Here is a 22366-nt window from a genome sequence, read left to right as displayed (position 1 = left end):
TGCAGCTATGGATTTCAGAAAAGGCCGCCGCGAGGACTACCCGGAAATCAACCTGATTCCGTTCATCGACATCCTGCTCGTCATCGTGATCTTTCTTGCGGTGACCACGACCTACGCGCGTTTCGCCGAACTCAAGATCAACCTGCCGACCAGCAGTGCTGCCCAGACGCCCAGCCCGCCCAAGCAGATCGAGGTGGCCGTTTCCGAGGATGGCCGCTACGAGATCGACAGCACGGTCGTGGGCGATGCATCGATCGATGGCCTGGCCACCGCACTGAAGAAAGCCGCCGCCAACGAGAACAGGCCGGTCGTGGTGATCAACGCCGATGCGCGCGCCACCCATCAATCCGTGGTGAACGTGATGGAAGCGGCGCGCCGCGAGNGGCTGACCCGCATTACCTTCGCCACGCAAACCAACCCCTAAGCGGGCCCATGTCTTCGCTACAGCATGTCTGGGCACGCACGGGCGTGCTCGCCGTGCTGCTCCTGCCGCTCGCCATGCTGTTCGCCGTCGTGTCCGCAGGGCGGCGCCTGGCGTATCGGCGCGGCTGGCTGCACGCGGTATCGGTCGGTGTGCCGGTGATCGTGGTCGGCAACATCACGGCCGGCGGCAGCGGCAAGACGCCGCTGGTGATCTGGCTGGTGAACTGGCTGCGCAGCCAGGGCTATCGTCCCGGGNTCGTCAGCCGCGGCTATGGTGGGACGGCACGCGGTTGTGTCGAGGTGCAGGCCGACAGCCCGCCGGCGCAGGTGGGCGACGAACCCGTGCTGATTCGACTCAAGACGGACGCGCCGGTCGTGGTTGGACGCGACCGGGTGGCGGCAGCGCGCATGCTGCTCGAATGCCATCCGGACGTGGATGTGATCGTGTCCGACGACGGTCTGCAGCATTACCGTCTGCGTCGCGACATCGAACTGGCCGTCATCGATGCGACGACCGGACTGGGCAATGGCTGGCCGCTGCCGGCGNGGCCGCTGCGCGAACCCGCTGCCCGGCTGGCCAGCGTCGATGCGGTCGTCCAGGTGGTGCGCGGTACTGCCGAGCCGCGCACCTATCGCTCGGTCACAGGCTGGCGGGCCGGCTACAATGCGGGACGCGCCTATCGCTTGTGCGCCCCGCAGGAANAGCTGGCGCTACGCGACCTGCCGCCGCACGACTGGCTTGCCGCGACCGGGATAGGCCGACCGCAGGGATTCTTCGCCATGCTCGACCGACACGGCCTGCACTATCGCCCGCAAGCCTTCCCCGATCACCACGTTTTCCGACCAACGGACCTGCCCGTGGGTGGGGCGGTGCTGATGACCGAAAAAGACGCGGTAAAATGCCGGGAATTCGCGGGGCCGGACTGGTGGGCGGTGGAACTGGAGGTCACCCCGGAAAATGGATTTGTTCGCTGGCTGGGCGCACGCCTCAAACAATAATTGCGTTCGCCCATGCGTACGCATCTAAAGGAGGGAGGTATGGGCATGAAAAGTTCGGACTGGAGCGATCGCCGCCATCCCTGCCATTGGGAAGCCGAAAGCGATGACGCCGGCTTCTGGGTACCCGACCGTTCCGAGATCGTCACCCAGTTTTTCACCCGCTATCTGTTCTTCTCGCTGGCGGTCATTTATTTCTCCACACTGGAAAGCGTCCGCCCGGTGCTGTTCAGCATCGAGCAGCTGCTGGTTGCCCTGGGCGTTTATTTCTTCATCAACAGCTGGTTTNTCCGGCAGGCGCTGCAAGGCGTCACGCTGCTGAAGATACGCAGCGCCATGAGCGCCGACCTGATCATCGTCACCCTGTGCGTGATCCACGATCCCAATCCGATTCCGCCTTCCGCACTGGCCTTTCTCATGGTGCTGCTGGGCAACGGCATGCGTTACGGCATGCGGCTGTTCGCCGAAGTACTGGGCGGTGCGTTCCTCGGCATGGCCATCGCTTTTGCCTTCCGGTATCGCCTGGGTGGGTTCGAAGTCAGTGCGGGCGACGTGTTCTTCGGCGTGTTCTGGGTCACGCTGGCACTGTATGCCTACATCCTGATGGGACACATCGAGGCGCAGCGTCGTCAGCTCGACTACCGCAGCCGCTTCGACACACTGACCGGACTGCTCAACCGGCATGGCCTGCTGGCCGCGGCAGACACCATTTTCGACAAGGCGAATGCGGGTACGCCGGCCACGGTGCTATTTGCCGACCTGAACCAGTTCAAGGCCGTCAACGACCGCTACGGCCATGGCGTGGGCGACCGCGTGCTGGCCGAATTTGCGCAGATCTTCAACGAATCGGCCGAAATGGGCGTATGCGGACGCTGGNGGGGCGACGAGTTCGTCGCACTCCTGCCGCAGCGCGACGAGGCCGCCATCCACCAGATTTTCGAGCGCATCGAGGCCCGTACCGAAGCCTGGCGCGCCAGCAACGGCCTGCCGATGGCGGTGAGCCTGGGTGTCAGCCAGGCCCCGCGTGACGGCAACGACCTGATGACTTTGCTGTCGGTCGCCGACATCCACCTCTATCAAAGCAAGTCGAAGCGGCCCGAGTCGGCCGCTTTGTCCCCATTCAACAGGATTCTGATCGATGAACCCAAAGCTTCTTGAAATCCTCGTCTGTCCGGTCTGCAAGGGCCCGCTCGACTGGAAAAAATCGGCGCATGAACTGGTGTGCCGCGCCTGCCGCCTGGCCTATCCCGTCCGCGACGACATTCCGGTGATGCTGCCGGAAGAGGCGCGTGCGTTGTCGCCCGACGAAATCCACGCCAAGTAGTCACGACGACGCTCCGACATGCATTTCCGCGTCGTCATTCCCGCCCGTTACGCGTCGAGCCGCCTGCCGGGCAAACCGCTGGCGGATATCGGCGGGCGGCCCATGGTGCTGCATGTGCTGGACCGCGCCCTGCTGGCGGGCGCCGAATCGGTGGTCGTCGCCACCGACGATATGCGGGTGCAGCAGGCCGTCGAAGCCGCCGGCCACCAGGCCCTGATGACCTCGCCGGATCACCAGTCCGGCACCGAGCGCCTGGTGGAAGTCGCCGAAACCCTGGGCTGGCCCGATGGCACGCTGGTAGTGAACGTACAGGGCGACGAGCCGCTGATCGACCCGGCGCTGATCCGCGAAGCGGCGCGCCAGCTTGTGCTGCACGACGATGCGGTGATGGCCACGCTGGCGCATCCGATCCACGACCATGCCGATTTCATCAATCCCAACGTCGTCAAGGTGGTGGCCGACGAGGCCGGCTACGCGCTGTATTTCAGTCGCGCGCCCATTCCCTGGCCGCGCGATGCCTTTGCCACGCAGCAGCCGATGCCACACGAATTCGGCGCCTTGCGCCACATCGGCCTGTATGCCTACCGCGTCGGCTTCCTGCGCACTTACGCCAGCCTGGCCAGTTCACCATTGGAACGCTACGAGATGCTCGAACAATTGCGGGTGTTGTGGCACGGCCACCGCATCAGCCTCGGCGTGACGCCGATCGCGCCCGCCNCGGGCGTGGATACGCCGGAAGACCTGGCGCGGGTGCGGGCCCTGTTTCAGGCTGCATAGCAGCCTCTTGAATCCCGCAATAAAAATTTTAAGTGTTGCTCGAACCGCGCTTGCCTTAGGCTAGTGCGGTTTTGACATATCCATAATCGAGGAGACACGCAATGCGTTTGATTTTATTGGGCGGTCCGGGTGCGGGCAAAGGTACGCAGGCCAATTACATCAAGGAAAAATACGGCATTCCCCAGATCTCCACCGGCGACATGCTGCGTGCGCAGATCAAGGCCGGCACCGAGCTCGGCATGAAGGCCAAGGCCATCATGGACGCCGGCGGCCTGGTGTCCGACGACATCATCATCGGCATGGTCAAGGCCCGCCTGACCGAAGCCGACTGCAAGAACGGCTATCTGTTCGATGGCTTCCCGCGCACCATTCCGCAGGCCGAGGCGATGAAGGCCGCCGGCGTGCCGATCGACTACGTGGTCGAGATCGACGTGGCGGACGAAGAGATCGTCAAGCGCATGTCGGGCCGCCGCGTCCACGTGGCGTCGGGCCGTACCTACCATGTCGTGTTCAACCCGCCCAAGGTGGCCGGCAAGGACGACGTCACCGGCGAAGACCTGATCCAGCGTGACGACGACCAGGAAGAAACGGTCAAGAAGCGCCTTGACGTCTACCACGCGCAGACCGAGCCGCTGGTGAAGTACTACGGCGACTGGGCCGCGCGCGGCGAGGCCGGCGCACCCAAGTACGTGAAGATTGCCGGCGTCGGCAAGGTCGAAGGCATCCGTGATTCGATCTTTAAGGCACTTGGCTAAGGCGACGATGCCACAACAGATTCACCCGCTGACCGACACCGAGCGCTGGATTGTCTCCAGCGCCGTGAAGGAGCGTTATGGCCGCGACGTCGTCATCCAGGACGTAGAAACGGAGATCCGCCTGCACATCGACGACCGCGAACTGACGCTGTGCCCAGGCTTCTACTGGAACGAGCACGGCTGCCACTTCGTGTTGTCGAAGACCGGCGATTCGCGCTATCGCAGCATGTTCTTCTATCGCATCCGCGACCGCTTCAGCACCGGACGCGAGGAATACGACGACATCGGCGACTGCGTCACCACACTGCTGAAAATGCAGGCCGACGAAGAAGCCAAGCGCCTGGCCGAGGGCGAAGCGTCCGGCAATAGTTAAAACTAAGCCAGCACTGTTTTCAATTAACACAGTGCTGGCTTTTGTTTTGCAAATGACCACCAGAAATAACAAGGAGAAGCACCCATCATGGCGAAAAAATGAACGCCTTCTACGCGCAGTCCGGCGGCGTGACCGCCGTCATCAACGCCTCGGCCTGCGGCGTCATCGAAACTGCGCGCAAGCACAAGGACAAGATCGGCAAGGTCTACGCCGGCCGCAACGGCATCATCGGCGCGCTGACCGAAGACCTGATCGACACCACCAAGGAATCGGCCACGGCGATCGCGGCGCTGCGCACCACGCCGTCGGGCGCGTTTGGCTCCTGCCGCTTCAAGCTGAAGTCGCTGGAAGCCAACAAGCGCGAATACGAGCGCCTGATCGAGGTGTTCAAGGCGCACAATATCGGCTACTTCTTCTACAACGGCGGCGGCGATTCGGCCGACACCTGCTTCAAGGTCAGCCAGCTGTCCGAGGCGATGGGCTATCCGATCCAGGCGATCCACGTGCCGAAGACGGTCGACAACGACCTGCCGATCACCGACTGCTGCCCCGGCTTCGGCTCGGTCGCCAAGTACATCGCCGTGTCCACGCTCGAAGCCAGCTACGACGTGCGTTCGATGGCCAAGACCTCGACCAAGGTGTTCGTGATCGAGGTGATGGGCCGCCACGCCGGCTGGATCGCCGCGGCCGGCGGCCTGGTCGAGGACCATGGCATTCCGGTCGTGATCCTGTTCCCCGAGATCGAATTCGACCAGAAGAAATTCCTCGCCCGCGTCGACAAGCTGGTGAAAGAGCACGGCTACTGCACCGTGGTGGTGTCCGAAGGCTGTCACTATCCGGACGGCAAGTTCCTCGCCGAGCAGGGCACGCGCGACGCCTTCGGCCACGCGCAGCTGGGCGGCGCCGCGCCGGTGGTCGCCAACATGATCAGGNACGCGCTCGGCCACAAGTTCCACTGGGCCGTCGCCGACTACCTGCAGCGCGCTGCGCGCCACATCGCCTCGAAGACCGACGTCAAGCAGGCCTACGAACTCGGCAAGAAAGCGGTCGAGCTTGCGGTCAAGGGCCACAACTCGGTGATGCCGACGGTCGACCGCCTGTCCGACAGCCCCTACAAGTACAAGATCGGCATGGCGCCGCTGTCCAAGGTCGCCAACGTCGAGAAGTTCATGCCGCGCGACTTCATCACCAAGGATGGCTTCGGTATCACGCCCAAGTGCAAGCGCTATCTGACGCCGCTGATCCAGGGTGAGGACTATCCGAAGTACAAGGACGGCCTGCCGGTGTACGTGACGCTGAAGAACGTTGCGGTGGCGAAGAAGCTGCCCACGTTCAAACTCTGATAGGCGGTGAGGAGGGAGAGGTGAGGAGCAAAGCCAGCATTGCCGCGGTATGCGCCTCATGCCTAACCCCTCACCCACAAACATGACACTCGACCGCGCAAAACAACTGCTCAAGGTACAGGCCGATTTCGGCGGCTTCTACAACGGCAATTCGGCCAAGCTGATCTTGTCCGAGGTGCAGCGTGAGCATGGGCAGGAGGCGGTCGATCAGCTCATCCGGGACCTTGAGCTTGACCGGATCTTCGGGTTCGAGCCCGGTACACGGTTCGAGGGTGGGCTGGCAATGGGTAAATAGGTCGACGGCAGCGCAAGCTGCCGTTTTGTTTTGGTGCGTAGTAAAACGATAAAGGAGTTGTGATGGAGACGCAGTTGATGTGGATCTTGGCCAGCGCAGTGCTGGCTTTGGTATATGGCGTGATATCGATCGGCTGGATTCTGAAAAAGCCGGCCGGGAATGCACGCATGCAGGAAATCGCGTTGGCGGTACAGCAGGGCGCGCAAGCGTACCTCAACCGCCAATACACCACCATTGCCATGGTCGGCGCGGTGCTGTTCGTCGCGCTGTGGCTGGCGCTGNGGGCTCACACCGCGATCGGTTTCCTGATCGGCGCGGTGCTCTCGGGCGCGGCGGGCTTCATCGGCATGAACGTGTCGGTGCGTGCCAACGTCCGTACCGCCGAAGCGGCTTCGCACGGCCTCAATGCGGCGCTCAACGTCGCGTTCAAGGGCGGCGCCATCACCGGCATGCTGGTGGTCGGGCTGGGCCTGTTGGGCGTGGCCGGCTACTACGCCGTGCTGACCGCGATGGGCGCGACGTCTGAAGGCGCGATCCACTCGCTGGTCGGCCTCGGCTTCGGCGGCTCGCTGATCTCCATCTTCGCGCGTCTCGGCGGCGGCATCTTCACCAAGGGCGCGGACGTCGGCGCCGACCTGGTGGGCAAGGTCGAAGCCGGCATTCCCGAGGACGATCCGCGCAACCCGGCGGTGATTGCCGACAACGTCGGCGACAACGTCGGCGACTGCGCCGGCATGGCGGCCGACCTGTTCGAGACCTACGCGGTGACCCTGATCGCCACCATGCTGCTGGGCGCGCTGATGGCGAGCCAGGCCGGCAGCGGCGCGGTGATCTATCCGCTGGCGCTGGGCGCGGTGTCGATCATCGCCTCCATCGTCGGTTCGTTCTTCGTCACCGCGCGTGAGGGCGGCAAGATCATGAACGCGCTGTATCGCGGCCTCGCGGTGGCGGGCGGCCTGAGCCTGATCGCCTTCTACCCGGTGACGACAATGCTGATTGGCGATGGCCTGCAGATGAACGACGGCACGGTCATCCCGATGATGAACCTGTATTACGCCGCGCTGATCGGTCTTGCACTCACCGCCGCGATGGTCGTCATCACCGAGTACTACACCGCCACCGAGTACAGCCCGGTGCGCCACATCGCGCAGGCCTCGACCACCGGCCACGGCACCAACATCATCGCCGGCCTCGGCGTGTCGATGAAGTCCACCGCGGCGCCGGTGCTGGCCGTGTGTCTGGCGATCTATGGCGCGTATGCGCTGGCTGGCCTGTACGGCATCGCCATCGCCGCGACCGCCATGCTGTCGATGACCGGCATCATCGTCGCGCTCGACGCCTACGGCCCGGTCACCGACAACGCCGGCGGCATCGCCGAAATGGCCGAACTGCCGAGCGCCATCCGCGACATCACCGATCCGCTCGACGCCGTGGGCAACACCACCAAGGCGGTCACCAAGGGCTACGCCATCGGCTCGGCCGGCCTCGCCGCTCTGGTGCTGTTCGCCGACTACACGCATGCGCTGCAGGCCAAGACCGGCGGCATCACGCTGTTCGACCTGTCCGACCACATGGTCATCATCGGGTTGTTCATCGGCGGCATGGTGCCCTATCTGTTCGGTGCGATGGGCATGGAAGCGGTTGGCCGCGCGGCCGGTTCGGTAGTGGTCGAAGTGCGCCGCCAGTTCAAGGAAATCCCCGGCATCATGGCGGGTACGGCCAAGCCCGATTATTCGCGTGCGGTCGACATGCTGACCAAGGCGGCGATCAAGGAAATGATCGTGCCGTCGCTGCTGCCGGTGCTGGTTCCGGTGCTGGTCGGCCTGATCCTCGGGCCCAAGGCGCTCGGCGGTGTGCTGCTCGGCACCATCATCACCGGCATCTTCGTGGCGATTTCCATGACCACCGGCGGCGGTGCATGGGACAACGCCAAGAAGTACATCGAGGAAGGCAATTTCGGCGGTAAAGGGTCGGAGGCACACAAGGCCGCCGTCACCGGCGACACCGTGGGTGATCCCTACAAGGACACCGCCGGTCCGGCCGTCAACCCGCTGATCAAGATCATCAACATCGTTGCGTTGCTGATCGTGCCGCTGATCGGGTGAATTGCGTTAAGCTTCGCCCTGCGTGTCAGTTCCATGCCTATTTGGCATGGCAGGGCGAGCAATCGCACACGTTCACTTAATCAAAAGGAGGAAGCATGGCAAAAACGTCGGTGGAGTTGATCGTATTGTCCGCGCAGTGGTCGGGATCGCGCTCATTGGGTATGCGATGTCGAACTTGCCGGGCGCCGAGAACTGGATGGTTCCAGCGGGTATCGTGGGCTTTGTCGTCCTGTTGACCGCCATCTTCGGATTTTGCCCGGCCTACCTGCCGTTCGGCATCAAAACCTGCAAGACGAAATAAACTTTCGCCATCCTGCAGAGTCATGCAAAGTGCGCCCTTGTGGCGCACTTTCTTTGGAGCCTTCATGCGTTTATTGTTTCTGCTGTTTGCGCTGGTCGCCAGCGCAGCCCATGCCGGCGGTGTCGACCGTCTGAAAGCCTTCATTGCCGGCGCCAGGACCGCCCAGGCCGATTTCGTCCAGACCGTCTCCGACAAGAACGGCCGCATCACCCAGCAAGCCAGCGGCCAGATGGCGTTTGCCCGGCCCGGCAAGTTCCGCTGGGACTACAACGCGCCCTACGAGCAGGTGATCGTCGGCGACGGCGCCAAACTCTGGCTGTACGACGTCGACCTCGACCAAGTCACCGTCAAGCCGCTCGGCGACGTCATTGCCGGCACGCCTGCGGCCCTGCTGGCCGGCGACAACGCCATCGAGAAATACTTCAGCCTGAAANACGCGGGCGAGAGCGACGGCCTGGAATGGCTGGACGCCACGCCCAAANACCGCGACACCACCTTCGAGCGCATCCGCATGGGCTTCAAGGGCGACGCCCTGGTGCAGATGGAACTGTTCGACCAGTTCGGTCAGCACACCACGCTCAAGCTGACGCACTTCGTGCGCAATCCGTCCATCGCGCCGTCGCGCTTCAAGTTCACGCCACCCAAGNGGGCGGATGTCGTGGGGAGTGAGTGGTCGGGGCAGGGCAGGGCCGCTTCGGCAAGGCTCTCCTGAGCAACGTCGAAGGGCTCGGGACAGGCTTCGACAGGCTCAGCCCGAACGGTGGTTAAGCGTGTGGGTGACTCAAAGCATACGTTTTTAAGCCCGTTCGCCCTGAGCCTGTCGAAGGGCATGTAACCAAGAGGTAGGGGCGTCGATCGTTCGACACGCGCACTAGCTGTTGAGTTGCAATAGGTTGTTCCCGCCAAGGCGAGAAGCTGGAGGCTTGTAGCGGAGAGCCGAGTGCGGCCTTCGAGCGTTGTAATAGGCGAGGAACGCGGGCAACCACGCGGTTCGTTCCGCGCTGTTGCGCCAGACACGGCCGTAGGCCCACTCCCTGAGGCAGGTCTGAATGAAGCGCTCGGCCTTGCCATTGGTTTGCGGCCGGTACGGCCGCGTGAAGGTGTGCTTGATGCCCAAGGCTTGGCACGTCCTGGCGAACAGGTGGGAGCGATACGCCGGACCATTGTCGGTCAGCAGGCGCTTGATCTTCACTCCCAGCGCGGCATAGTGAGCCACAGCGGCCTTGAGGAAGTCCACCGCCGAGTCGCGGCGCTCATCCGCGTACATCTGCACGAACCCCGCCCTGGAGTGGTCGTCGATGGCCACATGAGCGAACTCCCAGCCCGCGCCTTCGACGCTGTCGCGCCGGTTGCCGGTCACGCGATGACTGGGACGCACGATCCGGCCGAGCTTCTTGGTGTCCATGTGCAGCAATTCTCCAGGCGCATCACGCTCGTAGCGCTGGACGACAACGGCAGGTTCGAGGGCCTTGAGGCTGGACAGTCCCAAGCGGCTCAGCACCCGGCTGATGGTCGCCACACTGCGACCGACGGTGGCGGCGATACGCCGCATGGGCATGCGCGCACGGCGTAGCTGTTCGATCCTCTGGCAAAGCGCCTCGTCCACGGTGCTGCGCGTCTTACGGGGTCTGGAGCTGAGATCGAGTAGGCCGTCCGGCCCTGATTGCCTGAATCGGCTGCGCCACTTTCTGGCGGTACGTACGCTGATGCCCGCGGCCTCGGCAGCGGGCGCAAGCCCCATCACGGCAATGCGCTCAACGAGCAATTTGCGCCCCTCGAAGGTGGTTCTGGCATTCTTATGGCTGTTCATCCGGTCGGCCCCTCTGGAAGTTCTGAAGCGTGGAAACTCCAGTCTCCCAGATCCTTCCGGGTGAACAACCTATTGAAACATCACAACTAGCAGTCCGAATGGTGGCTGGTTTCGCCCGCTCACCCCGTTACAATTCCCGAATGTCCACCCAAGACCTTTTCCAGGCCGACACGCCCGAACCTGCGCGCGATGACNCCCACGCGCCGCTGGCCGAGCGCCTGCGCCCGCATACTCTGGCCGACGTCGTCGGGCAAACGCACTTATTGGGCCCCGGCAAGCCGCTGCGGCTCGCCTTCGATTCCGGCAAGCTGCATTCGATGATCCTGTGGGGACCGCCGGGCGTCGGCAAGACCACGCTGGCGCGGCTGACCGCGCAGGCATTCGGCGCCGACTTCATCGCGATCTCGGCCGTGCTGTCTGGCGTCAAGGACATCCGCGAAGCGGTCGAGCGCGCGCGCATGAACCAGACCCTCGGCCGTACCACCATCCTGTTCGTCGACGAAGTCCATCGCTTCAACAAGTCGCAGCAGGACGCCTTCCTGCCGCACGTCGAATCCGGGCTCTTCACCTTCATCGGCGCCACCACCGAGAACCCCTCGTTCGAAGTCGTCGGCGCGCTGTTGTCGCGTGCCCAGGTCTACGTGCTGAAATCGCTCACGCCCGACGAACTCGGCCAGCTGATGCGGCGCGCCCTCAAAGAACTGCCCGACCTGAAGCTGGGCGAGGGTGTCGACAAACTGCTGGCCGCCTACGCCGACGGCGATGCCCGCAAGCTGTTGAATCTGCTGGAACAGCTCGACACCGCCGCGCGCAGCTCGCAGGTGAAGGAAGTCGACACCGCCTTCGTCGAGAACGCGCTGGCGCAGTCGCTGCGCCGCTTCGACAAGGGCGGCGAGAATTTCTACGACCAGATTTCCGCGCTGCATAAAAGCGTGCGCGGCAGCGATCCCGACGCCTCGCTCTACTGGTTCGTGCGCATGCTCGACGGCGGTGCCGACCCGCGCTACCTCGGCCGGCGACTGATCCGCATGGCGAGCGAGGATATCGGCCTGGCCGACCCGCGCGCCTTGCGGCTGGCGCTCGATGCCGTCGAAACCTACGAGCGGCTGGGTTCGCCCGAGGGCGAGCTCGCGCTGGCCGAAGCCTGCCTCTACATGGCCTGCGCGCCCAAGAGCAACGCCGTCTACGTCGCCTACAACGCCGCGCGCGCCTTCGTGCAGTCCAACNCCTCCAACGACGTTCCCATCCACCTGCGCAATGCGCCCACCAAGCTGATGAAGGAACTCGGCTACGGCCGCGCCTACCGCTACGCCCACGACGAGCCCGAAGCCTACGCCGCCGGCGAACGCTACTTCCCCGACGATATCGAGGAACAGACCTGGTATCGGCCCACCCCGCGCGGGCTCGAAGGCAAGATTGCCGAGAAGCTGGCGCATTTGAGGAAGCTGGACGAGGAGGCAGGGAAAGACTAGGCCCTGCCCCGTACTGGCTGCCCGTGATTGCCAATAGTCCATTTATGGACTAGTCTTGTATCGTGAGTTCAGAAAGATACTGACGCGAGACAGCGATGCAACACCCGGCAACCGCCCGCCAGGCCCCACCCAAACCCAGCAGCCGCGACCTGTCGGCCGCCGGCCTGCGCGCCTTCTTCAACATCGCGCGCGACTGGGGACTGAGCACCGACGAGCAGATGGTGCTGCTGGGCGCGCCCGGCCGTTCGACCTTCTTCAAGTGGAAAGCCGCCCCCGAAACCGCCGACCTCAAGCGCGACACCCTCGAGCGCCTGTCCTACCTGCTGGGCATCTACAAGGCGCTGCAGATCCTGCTGCCGGCCGTGGCGGCGGCCGACGCCTGGGTGAAGAAGCCCAACAGCGCGCCGCTCTTCGGCGGCAGGAGCGCGCTCGACCGCATGCTGGGCGGCAACGTCGCCGACCTGGTCGCCGTGCGCCAGTACCTGGATGCCCGCCGTGGTGGTTGGGCCTAGGGGCGGCTGGGCTTGAGCTACCCGACCACACGCCTGACGTGGACCCCGGCCTGGCGGGTGATCCCCAGCCGCTTTCCGTCCGTCGGCTTGTTCGAGCGCGTCGCGCGCCCCGAGGATTTCGACGCCCTCTACGCGCTGGAAGCCATGACCAACGACCGCATCCGCGACGAGGTCGGCGAGATCAGCCTGGTTCCGCCGGATGAGCGCCTGTTCGGCCCTGGCAGCACCTGCATCATGGCGGCCTTCACCCATCTCAACCCGCAGGGCAGCCGCTTCAGCGATGGCAGTTACGGCGTGTTCTATTGCGCCCGCGCGCGCGACACCGCCATCGCCGAAACCCGCCATCATTCGGCCCGCTTCATGGCGGCCACCCAGGAACCGTCCATGCGGCTGCAGATGCGGCTCTATAGCGTGGACGCCCAAGGCCGGGCGGTCGATCTGCGCAAGGCCAGCCGGGCCGATCCCGGCATCGTCGATCCCGACGACTACGGCCATGCCCAGGGCATCGGGCAGCAGCTGCGGGCCGACGGGGCGCACGGCATCCTGTATCCTTCGGTACGCCACCCGGGCGGCGAATGCCTGGCGGCCTTGCGCACGGGCATCGTCAAAAACTGCCAGCACGCTGCCTATCTGGAATACAACTGGAACGGCCGGACCATCAATGCCGTGTTCGAAGTCGCCCAGCTGCTATGACGGCGGCGCGCAACCGATCCCGCATCCCCTGTAAGGAATCGGCCGCATCCCGGACCAAGCTTGCAGGCACCCATCCTCATCCCACCCGGAGACCCTCATGCTCAAACGCATCCTCGTCATCGCCGCACTCGCCTTCAGCCTGCCTGTCCTCGCCGACAGCAACGCCCCCTGGGGCAGCGCCAAGGATCTGGATATCCACTATGAAAAACAAAAGGTCGTCTTCGATACCACCACCGGCTCGGTGGAAGGGCTGACCAGCGTACTCGACCGCACCAGCTACCTGAGCGTGCTCAACGGCGCCGATCCCTTCGACAGCAAGATCGTCATCGTCCTGCACGGCAACGTCATCCCGTTCTTCGCCATCAAGAACTACGCCAAATACAAGGCGCTGATGGATCGCGCGCAAAGCCTGTCCGTGGGCGGCATCATCGAATTCAGGATGTGCAAGCTCGCCGCCCAGAGCCAGGGCTTCAAGCCCAAGGACATCCACGGCTTCGTCTCCATGGTGCCGATGGGCGACGCCGAGATCGTCCGGCTGCAGCAGGAAGGCTATGCCTACATGCGCTGACGCGCCTGCAGGTCAGGATGGTCGGGCAGCCGCTCGGGCAGCGCGTCGCGAATCTGTTCCGGCGTCATGTCATGGGCCGAGGTGTTGATCAAGGGCGAGAACAGCGGCGCAAAGACCTTGAGCCCGACATGCCGGCCCAGCTTGCGGTAGCTCTCGAACTGGTTCTCGTCGAAGAACTGGTCGCTCGTCGACTCGTGGGGAAAGCTGCGGTGGCAGTCCGCATATTCGCGCACGTCGCTTGATTCGTCGCCGCTCTGCGAAGCCTTGATGTAGATCAGGATGCCCGGCTGCGCGCCGTTCGGATAGCGGATGCAGCCGACCGCGAAATGCGCCGGGCAATGCTTGCGCTTGCCCTTGGGCGGCCGCAGCGCCGCCAGGTCGATCTCGATTCCCACCCCGAAATCCGCCGAACACTTGCGGATGGCGTTGGCCAGGTCCTCGAACTGGTAGTCCGGGTCACAGCCGGCGTCCACCGCCACCACGACGTGGCAGCGCCGGCGCACCAGTTCGTAGATGCCCAGGTTTTCGAAATGGCCGCCGTCCGACACGTTGAGGAAGCTGGCGCAGCTGTCCAGCATGCCGAACACCTCCTTGAGCAGGGCCAGGCCGCCGAAGCGCGGGCTGGCCTTGCGCCACGCCTTGGGGTGGCGCGGATTGCCGCACCAGCGGCCCAGGCGGACGTTGAACACGCTCAACAGCGCCGACAGCGCGGCCGAGGTGTGGTAGCCCATGTTGGGATTGGCCGCCGCGCCCGAGGTGGCGACCACGTTGCCCAGCAGGATGCCGCCGGGCGGATTGAAAAAGGAAAACTGGTTGGCCGCGTATTCCTCGGTGAGGCGATAGGCGCCGATGCGGTCGCCTTCCGAATCCCAGAACTCGAACCCGGTGTGGAAGGGCGTGAAGGCGAAAGCGGCGGCCCGCCGCGTCTGCCAGGCCAGGTCCTCGCCGCCGTTCAGGTTCATCGCCGCGTTGACGATGGGGAAGGGCCGCTGGTTGCCCAGCACCGACAGCGGCAGGTCGTCGCCGGGATCGAAGCCGGTGAACGGATGGGGCTTGCGCACGATTTTGGTCGGCAGCGTTTGCCCCACGCGCGTGGCGCCCAGATAACAGCGTGTCAGGCGGTTGCGGTAGAAGCCGTTGAGCGAGAACAGGTTGATGTCGATCCGCCAGCCCAGCAGGCCGAACACCGCCGCGCAGACGCCGCCCACCCACAGCACATTGCCCATGTCCACCCGGCCGAGATTGAGCAGCGACGCATGCAGGATAGGGCCGAACGGCCCCGCCGCCGCGATCGGCACGCAGACGTCGCACAGCCGCTCGGGACTGGCCAGCACCGCGTTCAGCACGCTCGACAGCCCGATCGCCAGGCCGACGATGAACACATACGGCGCCGCCACCACGATTTTGTTCAACACGGCCTTGCCGCCGCCCGACTTGCCCCGGTTGCCGGTGAGCGAGCTCTTGCCCAGCAGCACCCCGCCGATGCTGGTGGCCGCCCAGGCCAGGCCGCCCGCCAGCGCCAGCCCCGCCAGCCATTTCACCAGCGGCGCGGCATACAGCGTGACCGCAAACAGGCCCAGCCAGGCCAGCGCCGCCAGCAGGATGAAGCCGCCCAGGCGCGCCCACCATTCGCGGTTCTGGTCCGTGTACAGCCGCTTCATCATCCCGATGTGCAGCGTCACCACCGTCGAGAAACTCAGCAGCACCAGCGGCGTGCCGAACGTGGTCGCATAGGCCACGCCGCCCACCTCGGGCAGATCCGCAGCCCCNCGGCGCAGGCAGTAGAACAGCACGCCGCCCAGCGCGCCCGCCAGCAGCGTCCAGGGCAGCTGCCAGGCGAAACGGGCCAGCCCCGCGCCCCACTCGACCAGTTCAGCCAGCGCCTCGCGCAGGCGCTCGGAATCGTTGCGCGCCGCCCACAGCGCCATCAGCTTGCCCAGCAAGGTCAGCGCGATATTGCTGCCGCCGCTCTTGATCCAGAACACCACCAGCCAGGGTGCCAGATACCCCAGCATCGTCCAGGTCACCCAGTCCTGCAGCGAATAGTCGGCGGCCGGGGCATGCGCCTTCAGCGCCAGCGCGAACAGCCACGCCGAGACCAGCGACGGCACCACGATCAGGCCGATGATGAAGCCCGGCCCGGTCGAATTGAACCGGTCACCCTTGTTGAAACGCATCAGGCTCATCGCGCAGGCGCCGATCGCGACCAGTAGCGGCCCGATCGCCATCCCGAACAGCACGGGCACCCCGGTGTCGGCCAGCGGCGTGACCAGCGCGAACTTCTGCGGATCGGACAGCCAGCGGCTCCAGTTCAGCAACCCATACGGCAGCGTCAGCAGCGCGCCGAAGAAGGCCACCAGGACCAGCTGGTTCAGCAGCAGGTTGCGCAGATAGGTCGAGATCGCCGCCAGCGAATCGCCCGAGAACAGCCCCAGCCTGGGCGTGAGGTAATTGCTGTAGCGGCGCAGAAAGCGCAGCGACGGGTGCTCAGGCGGGCAATCCGAGGCGATCGTGCCCGCCGCGCACCAGGGCCGCGATTCGCCGGACAGTTCGAGCTCCACCGCCGCCAGCGCATCCGCCACCGACTGCCCCGGCTTGCGGCTGCGAAANATCAGCGTCGACAGCCAGGCCCCGATATAGCCGCCGCCCGACACCGTCGACAGATAGTCGAACGCGCGCAACAGCCGCAGCCGCGCCAGCGCCTGGATCACCCCNAGGCAAAACGTCGCGCTGCGGATTCCNCCGCCGGAAAAGGCCAGCCCCACCAGTTGCGCCCGGTCCGCGCAGGCTTCGGCGCTTTGCTGCGGATCGTTCGCCTGCGGCCGCAACTGCACGATCTCGTCGCGCAACACCCCGGAAAACGCGTTGCCGGGCGTATTCGAATCCGAATCCATCTTTCCCCTTATGCAGATAGCCGGCTCCGCTCCCGGTGTTCTTTTATTTATTTTGCGATATTAGAGCAGCTTGGCTAGGTTGGGTGTTTGTTTGGGCGCATTCTCAATGCCTATGCCTTGGAAGACCCGTTGTTTCAGGGGGATGTCATCTCGAGGCTCTTCGAGTTGCTAAGTTGATGTGACCCGTAACGTTGAGCTAGCTTAGGTTTCTCGAGGTGCCGTTGTTGCTCCTGTAGTGCCTTCAAGATTCGGTGGGACTAACGTGGTACTGCGCTAAAATGCCTAAAAACCATATGGGGTGAGGGATGGGGAGCAACGAAGCCTTCTCGCGCGTCCTCATCGATGCGTTACTGGCTGACCAGGGATGGGATACAAAGGACACCAACAGCGTTCGCTATGAAGTCGTGTTGGAGGACGGCACGCGCGCGGACTATGTCCTTTGCGACCGTCACGGCCGCTCGCTTGCCGTCATCGAAGCCAAGCGCTTCTCCGTGAACCCTGTCGACGCCGCCGAGCAGGCCAGGAATTACGCCCGCCAGCTCAATGTGCCCTACGTTTTTCTCGCCAATGGCCAGGAAATACGCTTCTGGGAATGGCAACGCGAAGCGTACCCGCACCCGGTCAGGACCTTCTTCAAACAAGACGATCTGGAGCGCCGTGCTGCCACCGCCAAGGTCAAGCGCGAGTTACTCGACGTATCCATCGACAACCGCATCGTTGAACGCGACTACCAGCACGCCTGCATCGACACCCTCTGCAAGGAGATGAGCCAGGGCCGCCGCAAGCTCCTGGTCGAGATGGCCACCGGAACCGGCAAGACCCGCACCGCCGCCGCGCTCATCAAGCGCCTGTTCGAGGCGAACGCCATCACGCGCGTGCTGTTCCTGGTGGACCGTATCCCGCTCGCCAAGCAGACCGAAGACGCCTTCGCCGAACATCTGCCCGACTACCCCTCTTATGTGCTGCGCACGGGCCGCCGCTTTCAGGACGAGAAGCTCATCACCATCACCACGCTGCAGAGCATGGTGAACATCTACAGCGACTACTCCTCGGGCTACTTCGACCTCGTTATCTCCGACGAATGCCACCGCAGCATCTACGGCAAGTGGAGCGGCGTGCTCAAACACTTCGACGGCGTGCAGATCGGCCTCACCGCCACGCCCTGTGTCGCTAACCTCGACGACATGGCGCCGGACGAGGAAGACAAACTCTTCGTGCGCGACACCCTGCGCTTCTTCGAGGTGGACAAGCCCACCTTCTCCTACAAGCTCAAGGACGCCATCCACGACGGCCATCTGGTGCCTTATCAAATCTACAAGGCCAAGACCGTGAAGACCGCCGCCGATGGCGGCTTCGAGGTGAAGAAGGACGAGCTCGACTGGACGGCGATGGATGCTGCTGCCCGCGCCGAGTTCGAGCAACTTTTCAAGGACTCGGATCGCATCACGGTCGATCCCAACGCGCTGGAGCGCCGCTTTACCATCCCCGAACGCAACCGGGCCATGGTGCGCGAGTTCCGCCAGGTGATGGAGAATGGCTACCTCGACCACAAGGGCGTCCTGCGTAAGCCGTTGCTCGGAAAAACCATCGTTTTCGGCGTCACCAAGCGCCACGCCGCCACGCTCGCTGAGTTGCTCGATGCCGAGTTCGCCGACAAGAAGTCCGATCCCTCCGTGCGCTATGCTGACTATGTCGTGTCCGGCATGGGGCCGGACGACACCGTGGACGGCATGACCAAGATCAAGCGCTTCAAGAAGGAGCCCTTCCCGCAAATTCTCGTGTCGGTGAACATGCTTGACACCGGCTTCGACTGCCCCGAAGTGGTCAACCTCGTCTTCGCACGCTTCACCCGCTCCGCCATCCTCTACCAGCAGATGCGCGGACGCGGCACCCGCAAGGCCGACAAGAAGCCGATCTTCACCCTGTTCGACTTCGTCGGCGTGGCCGACTACCACGGCGACGACGAGGAATACGCCCAGGGCGGAGTCGTCATCGCCAAGCAGGCGCTCAAGAAGACATACGAGCCGCGCCGCCTGCTGGCCCTGGACATCAACGACCACATCGACCCGACGACGCGCGAGTGGATATCGGTGGACGAGAACGGCAACCTCGTCTTCNCCGAAGCCAGCGAACAGAAGGCTGCCGAACTCGGCGCCCGGTTCGAGGCCTGGTTCCTCGGCCAGGACACTCTCAACGCTGACCAGGAACGCTGGTTGCGCCTGCTGGGCAGCCAGCTACGTGCCAATGCAGATACCCTCACCGAAGTGATTCCCGAACATTTCGCATACTTCCACACCTTTTCCCAGATGGGTGGGCTGAAAGAAGCCTCCCGCGTATTCGGCGGGGCAGGGCCGCTGGATCGATTGCTGGAATCCCTCAATGCCGCCGTTTTCGGTAGCGACACATCCTCAAGCCCGCTCGACGACACCCAGCCCGAAGCGCGGCACTGATACCAAAGACAAGGACGTTTCATGCCCCTGACCCCCAAGATGCGCCAGGACCTCTGGGATATCGAGAACTATCTTTTCGGCGGCGGCTACCCCGACCCCGTCAGCAATGCCGAGCAGCTTTCCTTTNTGTTTTTCTTCTACCTGGTCGAAGGCATCGACGCCGAGAACGCTCTCAAGTCCAAGGTTCTCAAGCAACCTTACGAATCGATCTTCGCCGGTAAATGGGAGTTGAAGAATCCGCTCAACGCCACCGTTCACCCTGAGCGTAGCGAAGCGAAGTCGAAGGGCAATCCCACCATTCCGCGTGACCGTTTCCGCTGGTCGGTCTGGGCCAGGGCGCTCACTGGCGAAGCCCTGGTGCGCTTCGTGCGTGACGAAGTGTTTTCCTTCTATGCCGAAATGGGTGCGCAAGCCGCGCAGAATTTCATGTCGGGTGCGCGGTTGACCATCATCGAGCCCACCGTGCTGACCCAGGTAATCGGCAAGGTGGACGAACTGCGCCTGGATCAGGCCGACGCCGACACCAAGGGCGACCTCTTCGAAGACCTGCTGCGGCGCATCAAACAGGCCGGTTCGCTGGGCCAGTTCCGTACCCCGCGGCACATCATCCGCGCCATCGTCGAAATGATCGACCCCAAGGTGGGCGAGACGATCTATGACCCCGCCGCCGGCACGGCAGGCTTTCTGGTGGCCGCCTACAACCACATCCGCCTTGCCAACTCGTCCCCGGCTGCCATCCATGAAGACGAAGTCGACGGCAAGAAGCAAAGGCGCGGCTTTGGCGACAAGCTCTCTGCCGCGCAGGCCTCTGCGCTCAACAACGCCACCTTCCACGGTAACGATGTCGATCCCAAGATGGTGCGGCTGGCCACCATGAACCTGATACTCCGCGGCCTGCCCAATGTGCGCATCCTGCTGCGCAATGTGCTGACCACCACGCTGGACAACGAAATGAAGCGCGAGCTGGGCCTACCCCAGGAGGGCTACCACGTCGTGCTCGCCAACCCGCCATTCTCGGGGCGGGTGGACAAGGACCGCATCGTTGACGATGTGAAGGTGGGCACCACCACCGCCACTGAGCTGTTGTTCCTCAAATACATGCTTGACAGCCTGCGGCCCGGAGGACGCTGCGGCGTGATCGTGCCCGAAGGTGTGCTGTTCGGCTCCTCCGGCGCCCACAAGGAGCTAAGACGTCAATTAATAGAACACTGCCGTGTGAAGGCAGTGCTCTCGCTGCCGGGTGGTGTTTTCCAGCCTTACTCGGGCGTGAAGACCTCGGTGCTGCTGTTCGAGAAGGGGGCGNCCACTGACAAGGTGTTCTTCCTGCACGTTGACAACGACGGTTACAAGCTGGACGCCAACCACGACACGCCCATCGAGGATGACGACCTGCCCGGTCTGATCGCCGCCTACCAGAGCAGCGAGGCTAACTGGAAGCGCTGGCAGGCACGGGACGAGCAGGCCGAATGGCTGGAGAAGTGGTGGTTCGCCGATGCGGCCACCCTGCGCGCGAACGACTTCAACTTGTCGGCGGGCCGTTACCGCCCCATGAGCCAGACCGCCGTCGAGCATCAGGACCCGCGCGAATTGTTGGACGAGTTGGCAGCCATCGAGGCGGAGATTGCCGAAGAAGTCGAAGCGCTGCGTGAGGCGCTGTCGGAGAACAGCATATGAGCGCTTCCGCGTTTCCTTATGTGCCCTTCGCAAACGCTGTGCGCGACTGCACTGGAGGGAACATTAAGGTCCAGCGTAAGGAATATCGGCCTCACGACGAACTCCCGTAATCGACCAAGGACAAGAATTCATCGCTGGATATACGCAGGTTTCCAACCAATATAGAGGCGCTTTGCCTTTGGTGCTCTTCGGGGACCACACCCGAGCATTTAAATATGTCGATTTCCCTTTCGCCCTTGGCGCTGATGGCGTTAAAGCGTTACAGCCATTAGATGGCTTCGATGCCAAGTTTTTGTTCTACTACTTTCGTTCTGTCCAGCTACCAAGTGCTGGATACAGTCGACATTTCAAGTTCTTGAAGGAAATCCTGGTTCCCAAGCCACCACTTCCTGAACAGCGCCGCATCGTCGATCTCCTCTCCCGCGCCGAGGGTATCGTGCGGCTGCGCCGCGAGGCCGAGCAGAAAGCCGCCGAACTGATCTCCGCCCTGTTCCTCGACATGTTCGGCGACCCGGCGACGAATCCGAAGGGGTGGCCAGTGCGGAAAGTCTCGGACTTCGTGTCCCGCTTCGAGGGCGGCAAGAACATTCAGTCTGGGCCTGAAAACGGCTCCGCCTATCGGATTCTTAAAGTTAGCGCGGCCACCTCTGGCGTCTATCGTGAATCGGAGAGTAAACCGGCACCGGATGGATACATCCCTCCGCTATCGCACATCGTCAGAGCTGGCGATATGCTTTTCTCCCGAGCGAATACAGAAGAACTGGTTGGTGCTACCGCTATCGTCGGCAGCACAGATGGCAAGACACTACTGCCGGACAAACTATGGCGGTTTGTGTGGGCGGAGCCAGTCGAGCTAGCCTATATGCATGCGCTTTTTCAGTCTTCCCGCGTAAGACGGGAGCTAGGCAAGCTCTCCTCTGGTACAAGCGCCTCCATGCGCAACATTTCACAGGGCAAGCTCTACGATCTCGCACTGCCAATTGCACCCTATGCCAAACAGAAGGATTTCGGCGAGCGGGCTGCTGCGGTTCATTCCATTCAATTCCAGCAATTCGCTTCCACTGCCAAGGCACAAGCCGCCTTCGACGCACTCCTATCCAGGGTTTTCACAGCAAACAACGCTCAATAACATTGATATGACAGACCACAATATCGAAACTATCGAGCGGTTCTGGACTGACATTTCCCCCTGGGAGGAAGCCTATATCCACGCTGGGCTAAGTTTTGTAGCTGTGCGTCAAAACGGTCAGTTACACATGATCTATGGGAGATTGTTCCTTCGGGTATCTCCGCTATCGGTTCAGGACTCGCCATTCGAATCTGCAAACGTCGTAGGAGGATATTTCCCGCTTGCTGAACTTGGGCTCTCACCGCGTGCTTTTGTCGACAAAATCATTGCATCGGAGTCAATTGAAACGCCGCTCGGTTATCTGTTGCTGCCCATAACCGATTCCAAGCCGTCCGCACATTTATTGCCATATCATCCGGAAGGGATTGGCAACGGAAGCCGGCTGGAAGTTCTGATGATCTCTGGAGCACAGCGCCATGGCTATATCCAGCAACCACAATTTGATTGGGAGCTTAAGGCCGCCGCGCTTCCA

General features: G+C 63.2%; 21 protein-coding genes. 19 read left to right on the top strand and 2 right to left on the bottom strand.

Going from position 1 to position 22366, the window contains the following annotated elements:
• The first annotated feature begins 7 nt into the window (after positions 1-7).
• The 12 genes from HZY77_RS04730 to lolA all read left to right on the top strand — a co-directional run bounded on the left by HZY77_RS04730 (position 8) and on the right by lolA (position 9404).
• Positions 8-424 carry a biopolymer transporter ExbD gene (locus tag HZY77_RS04730; RefSeq protein ID WP_296819276.1) on the top strand — a complete coding sequence of 139 codons (417 nt, stop codon included), beginning with the start codon at positions 8-10 and terminating at the stop codon, positions 422-424.
• A gap of 8 nt (positions 425-432) precedes the next feature.
• Complete coding sequence (gene lpxK, locus HZY77_RS04725) at positions 433-1422, top strand: tetraacyldisaccharide 4'-kinase (protein ID WP_296819274.1); 990 nt, start codon at positions 433-435, stop codon at positions 1420-1422.
• A gap of 45 nt (positions 1423-1467) precedes the next feature.
• A complete protein-coding gene (locus HZY77_RS04720) occupies positions 1468-2577 on the top strand; it encodes a GGDEF domain-containing protein (RefSeq protein WP_296819272.1) in 1110 nt (369 codons plus the stop codon).
• Positions 2558-2743, top strand: coding sequence for a Trm112 family protein (locus HZY77_RS04715; RefSeq protein ID WP_296819270.1), 186 nt, complete (start codon positions 2558-2560; stop codon positions 2741-2743). The genes HZY77_RS04720 and HZY77_RS04715 overlap by 20 nt, the downstream gene beginning before the upstream one ends.
• Positions 2744-2761: 18 nt before the next feature.
• The gene (kdsB, locus tag HZY77_RS04710; RefSeq protein WP_296819267.1) at positions 2762-3520 is read left to right on the top strand and encodes a 3-deoxy-manno-octulosonate cytidylyltransferase; all 759 of its coding nucleotides are present in this window, start codon (positions 2762-2764) and stop codon (positions 3518-3520) included.
• A gap of 101 nt (positions 3521-3621) precedes the next feature.
• Complete coding sequence (gene adk, locus HZY77_RS04705) at positions 3622-4275, top strand: adenylate kinase (protein WP_296764936.1); 654 nt, start codon at positions 3622-3624, stop codon at positions 4273-4275.
• A 7-nt stretch (positions 4276-4282) separates the two neighbouring features.
• Positions 4283-4648 carry a hypothetical protein gene (locus HZY77_RS04700; protein WP_296633440.1) on the top strand — a complete coding sequence of 122 codons (366 nt, stop codon included), beginning with the start codon at positions 4283-4285 and terminating at the stop codon, positions 4646-4648.
• Positions 4649-4746: 98 nt separating this feature from the next.
• Complete coding sequence (locus tag HZY77_RS04695; RefSeq protein ID WP_296819265.1) at positions 4747-5991, top strand: 6-phosphofructokinase; 1245 nt, start codon at positions 4747-4749, stop codon at positions 5989-5991.
• A gap of 82 nt (positions 5992-6073) precedes the next feature.
• The gene (locus HZY77_RS04690) at positions 6074-6286 is read left to right on the top strand and encodes a hypothetical protein (RefSeq protein ID WP_296630060.1); all 213 of its coding nucleotides are present in this window, start codon (positions 6074-6076) and stop codon (positions 6284-6286) included.
• Between the two features lie 62 nt (positions 6287-6348).
• On the top strand, positions 6349-8391 hold the full coding sequence (locus HZY77_RS04685; protein WP_296819263.1) for a sodium-translocating pyrophosphatase: 2043 nt from the start codon (positions 6349-6351) through the stop codon (positions 8389-8391).
• Between the two features lie 46 nt (positions 8392-8437).
• Positions 8438-8692: a DUF2892 domain-containing protein gene (locus tag HZY77_RS04680; RefSeq protein ID WP_363154339.1), complete on the top strand. Its 255-nt coding sequence runs from the start codon at positions 8438-8440 to the stop codon at positions 8690-8692.
• 64 nt (positions 8693-8756) lie between these two features.
• Positions 8757-9404, top strand: a complete 648-nt coding sequence (gene lolA, locus HZY77_RS04675) for an outer membrane lipoprotein chaperone LolA (RefSeq protein ID WP_296819261.1) — start codon at positions 8757-8759, stop codon at positions 9402-9404.
• A gap of 159 nt (positions 9405-9563) precedes the next feature.
• Here lolA and HZY77_RS04670 read toward each other — a convergent pair whose 3' ends face one another.
• Positions 9564-10502, bottom strand: a complete 939-nt coding sequence (locus HZY77_RS04670) for an IS481 family transposase (protein WP_296819259.1) — start codon at positions 10500-10502, stop codon at positions 9564-9566.
• A gap of 140 nt (positions 10503-10642) precedes the next feature.
• Here HZY77_RS04670 and HZY77_RS04665 point away from each other — a divergent pair, with 140 nt between their 5' ends.
• The 4 genes from HZY77_RS04665 to HZY77_RS04650 all read left to right on the top strand — a co-directional run bounded on the left by HZY77_RS04665 (position 10643) and on the right by HZY77_RS04650 (position 13747).
• A complete protein-coding gene (locus tag HZY77_RS04665) occupies positions 10643-11974 on the top strand; it encodes a replication-associated recombination protein A (protein WP_296819256.1) in 1332 nt (443 codons plus the stop codon).
• A gap of 95 nt (positions 11975-12069) precedes the next feature.
• Complete coding sequence (locus tag HZY77_RS04660) at positions 12070-12486, top strand: MbcA/ParS/Xre antitoxin family protein (RefSeq protein ID WP_296819253.1); 417 nt, start codon at positions 12070-12072, stop codon at positions 12484-12486.
• 12 nt (positions 12487-12498) lie between these two features.
• The gene (locus HZY77_RS04655) at positions 12499-13179 is read left to right on the top strand and encodes an RES family NAD+ phosphorylase (protein WP_296819251.1); all 681 of its coding nucleotides are present in this window, start codon (positions 12499-12501) and stop codon (positions 13177-13179) included.
• A gap of 97 nt (positions 13180-13276) precedes the next feature.
• Positions 13277-13747 carry a DsrE family protein gene (locus tag HZY77_RS04650; RefSeq protein WP_296819250.1) on the top strand — a complete coding sequence of 157 codons (471 nt, stop codon included), beginning with the start codon at positions 13277-13279 and terminating at the stop codon, positions 13745-13747.
• On the opposite strand, the gene HZY77_RS04645 is transcribed toward HZY77_RS04650, so the two are convergent.
• Entirely contained in the window at positions 13735-16641 is a 2907-nt protein-coding gene (locus tag HZY77_RS04645) for a patatin-like phospholipase family protein (protein WP_296819246.1), read from the bottom strand. The genes HZY77_RS04650 and HZY77_RS04645 overlap by 13 nt on opposite strands.
• Positions 16642-16946: 305 nt before the next feature.
• On the opposite strand from HZY77_RS04645, the gene HZY77_RS04640 reads away from it, so the two are divergent.
• The 3 genes from HZY77_RS04640 (at position 16947) to HZY77_RS04630 (ending at position 21894) form a co-directional block, all read left to right on the top strand.
• Positions 16947-19091 (top strand): DEAD/DEAH box helicase family protein, encoded by a 2145-nt coding sequence (locus tag HZY77_RS04640; RefSeq protein ID WP_296819243.1) that lies wholly within the window; start codon positions 16947-16949, stop codon positions 19089-19091.
• Positions 19092-19112: 21 nt separating this feature from the next.
• The gene (locus HZY77_RS04635; protein WP_296819240.1) at positions 19113-20765 is read left to right on the top strand and encodes an N-6 DNA methylase; all 1653 of its coding nucleotides are present in this window, start codon (positions 19113-19115) and stop codon (positions 20763-20765) included.
• A gap of 172 nt (positions 20766-20937) precedes the next feature.
• The gene (locus HZY77_RS04630) at positions 20938-21894 is read left to right on the top strand and encodes a hypothetical protein (protein ID WP_363154334.1); all 957 of its coding nucleotides are present in this window, start codon (positions 20938-20940) and stop codon (positions 21892-21894) included.
• Positions 21895-22366 lie beyond the last annotated feature (472 nt).

Source organism: Thiobacillus sp. (assembly GCF_013693775.1).
GTDB lineage: Bacteria > Pseudomonadota > Gammaproteobacteria > Burkholderiales > Thiobacillaceae > Thiobacillus.
Note: the sequence above shows the minus strand (reverse complement) of the source record. Positions and strands in the feature narration are given on the sequence as shown.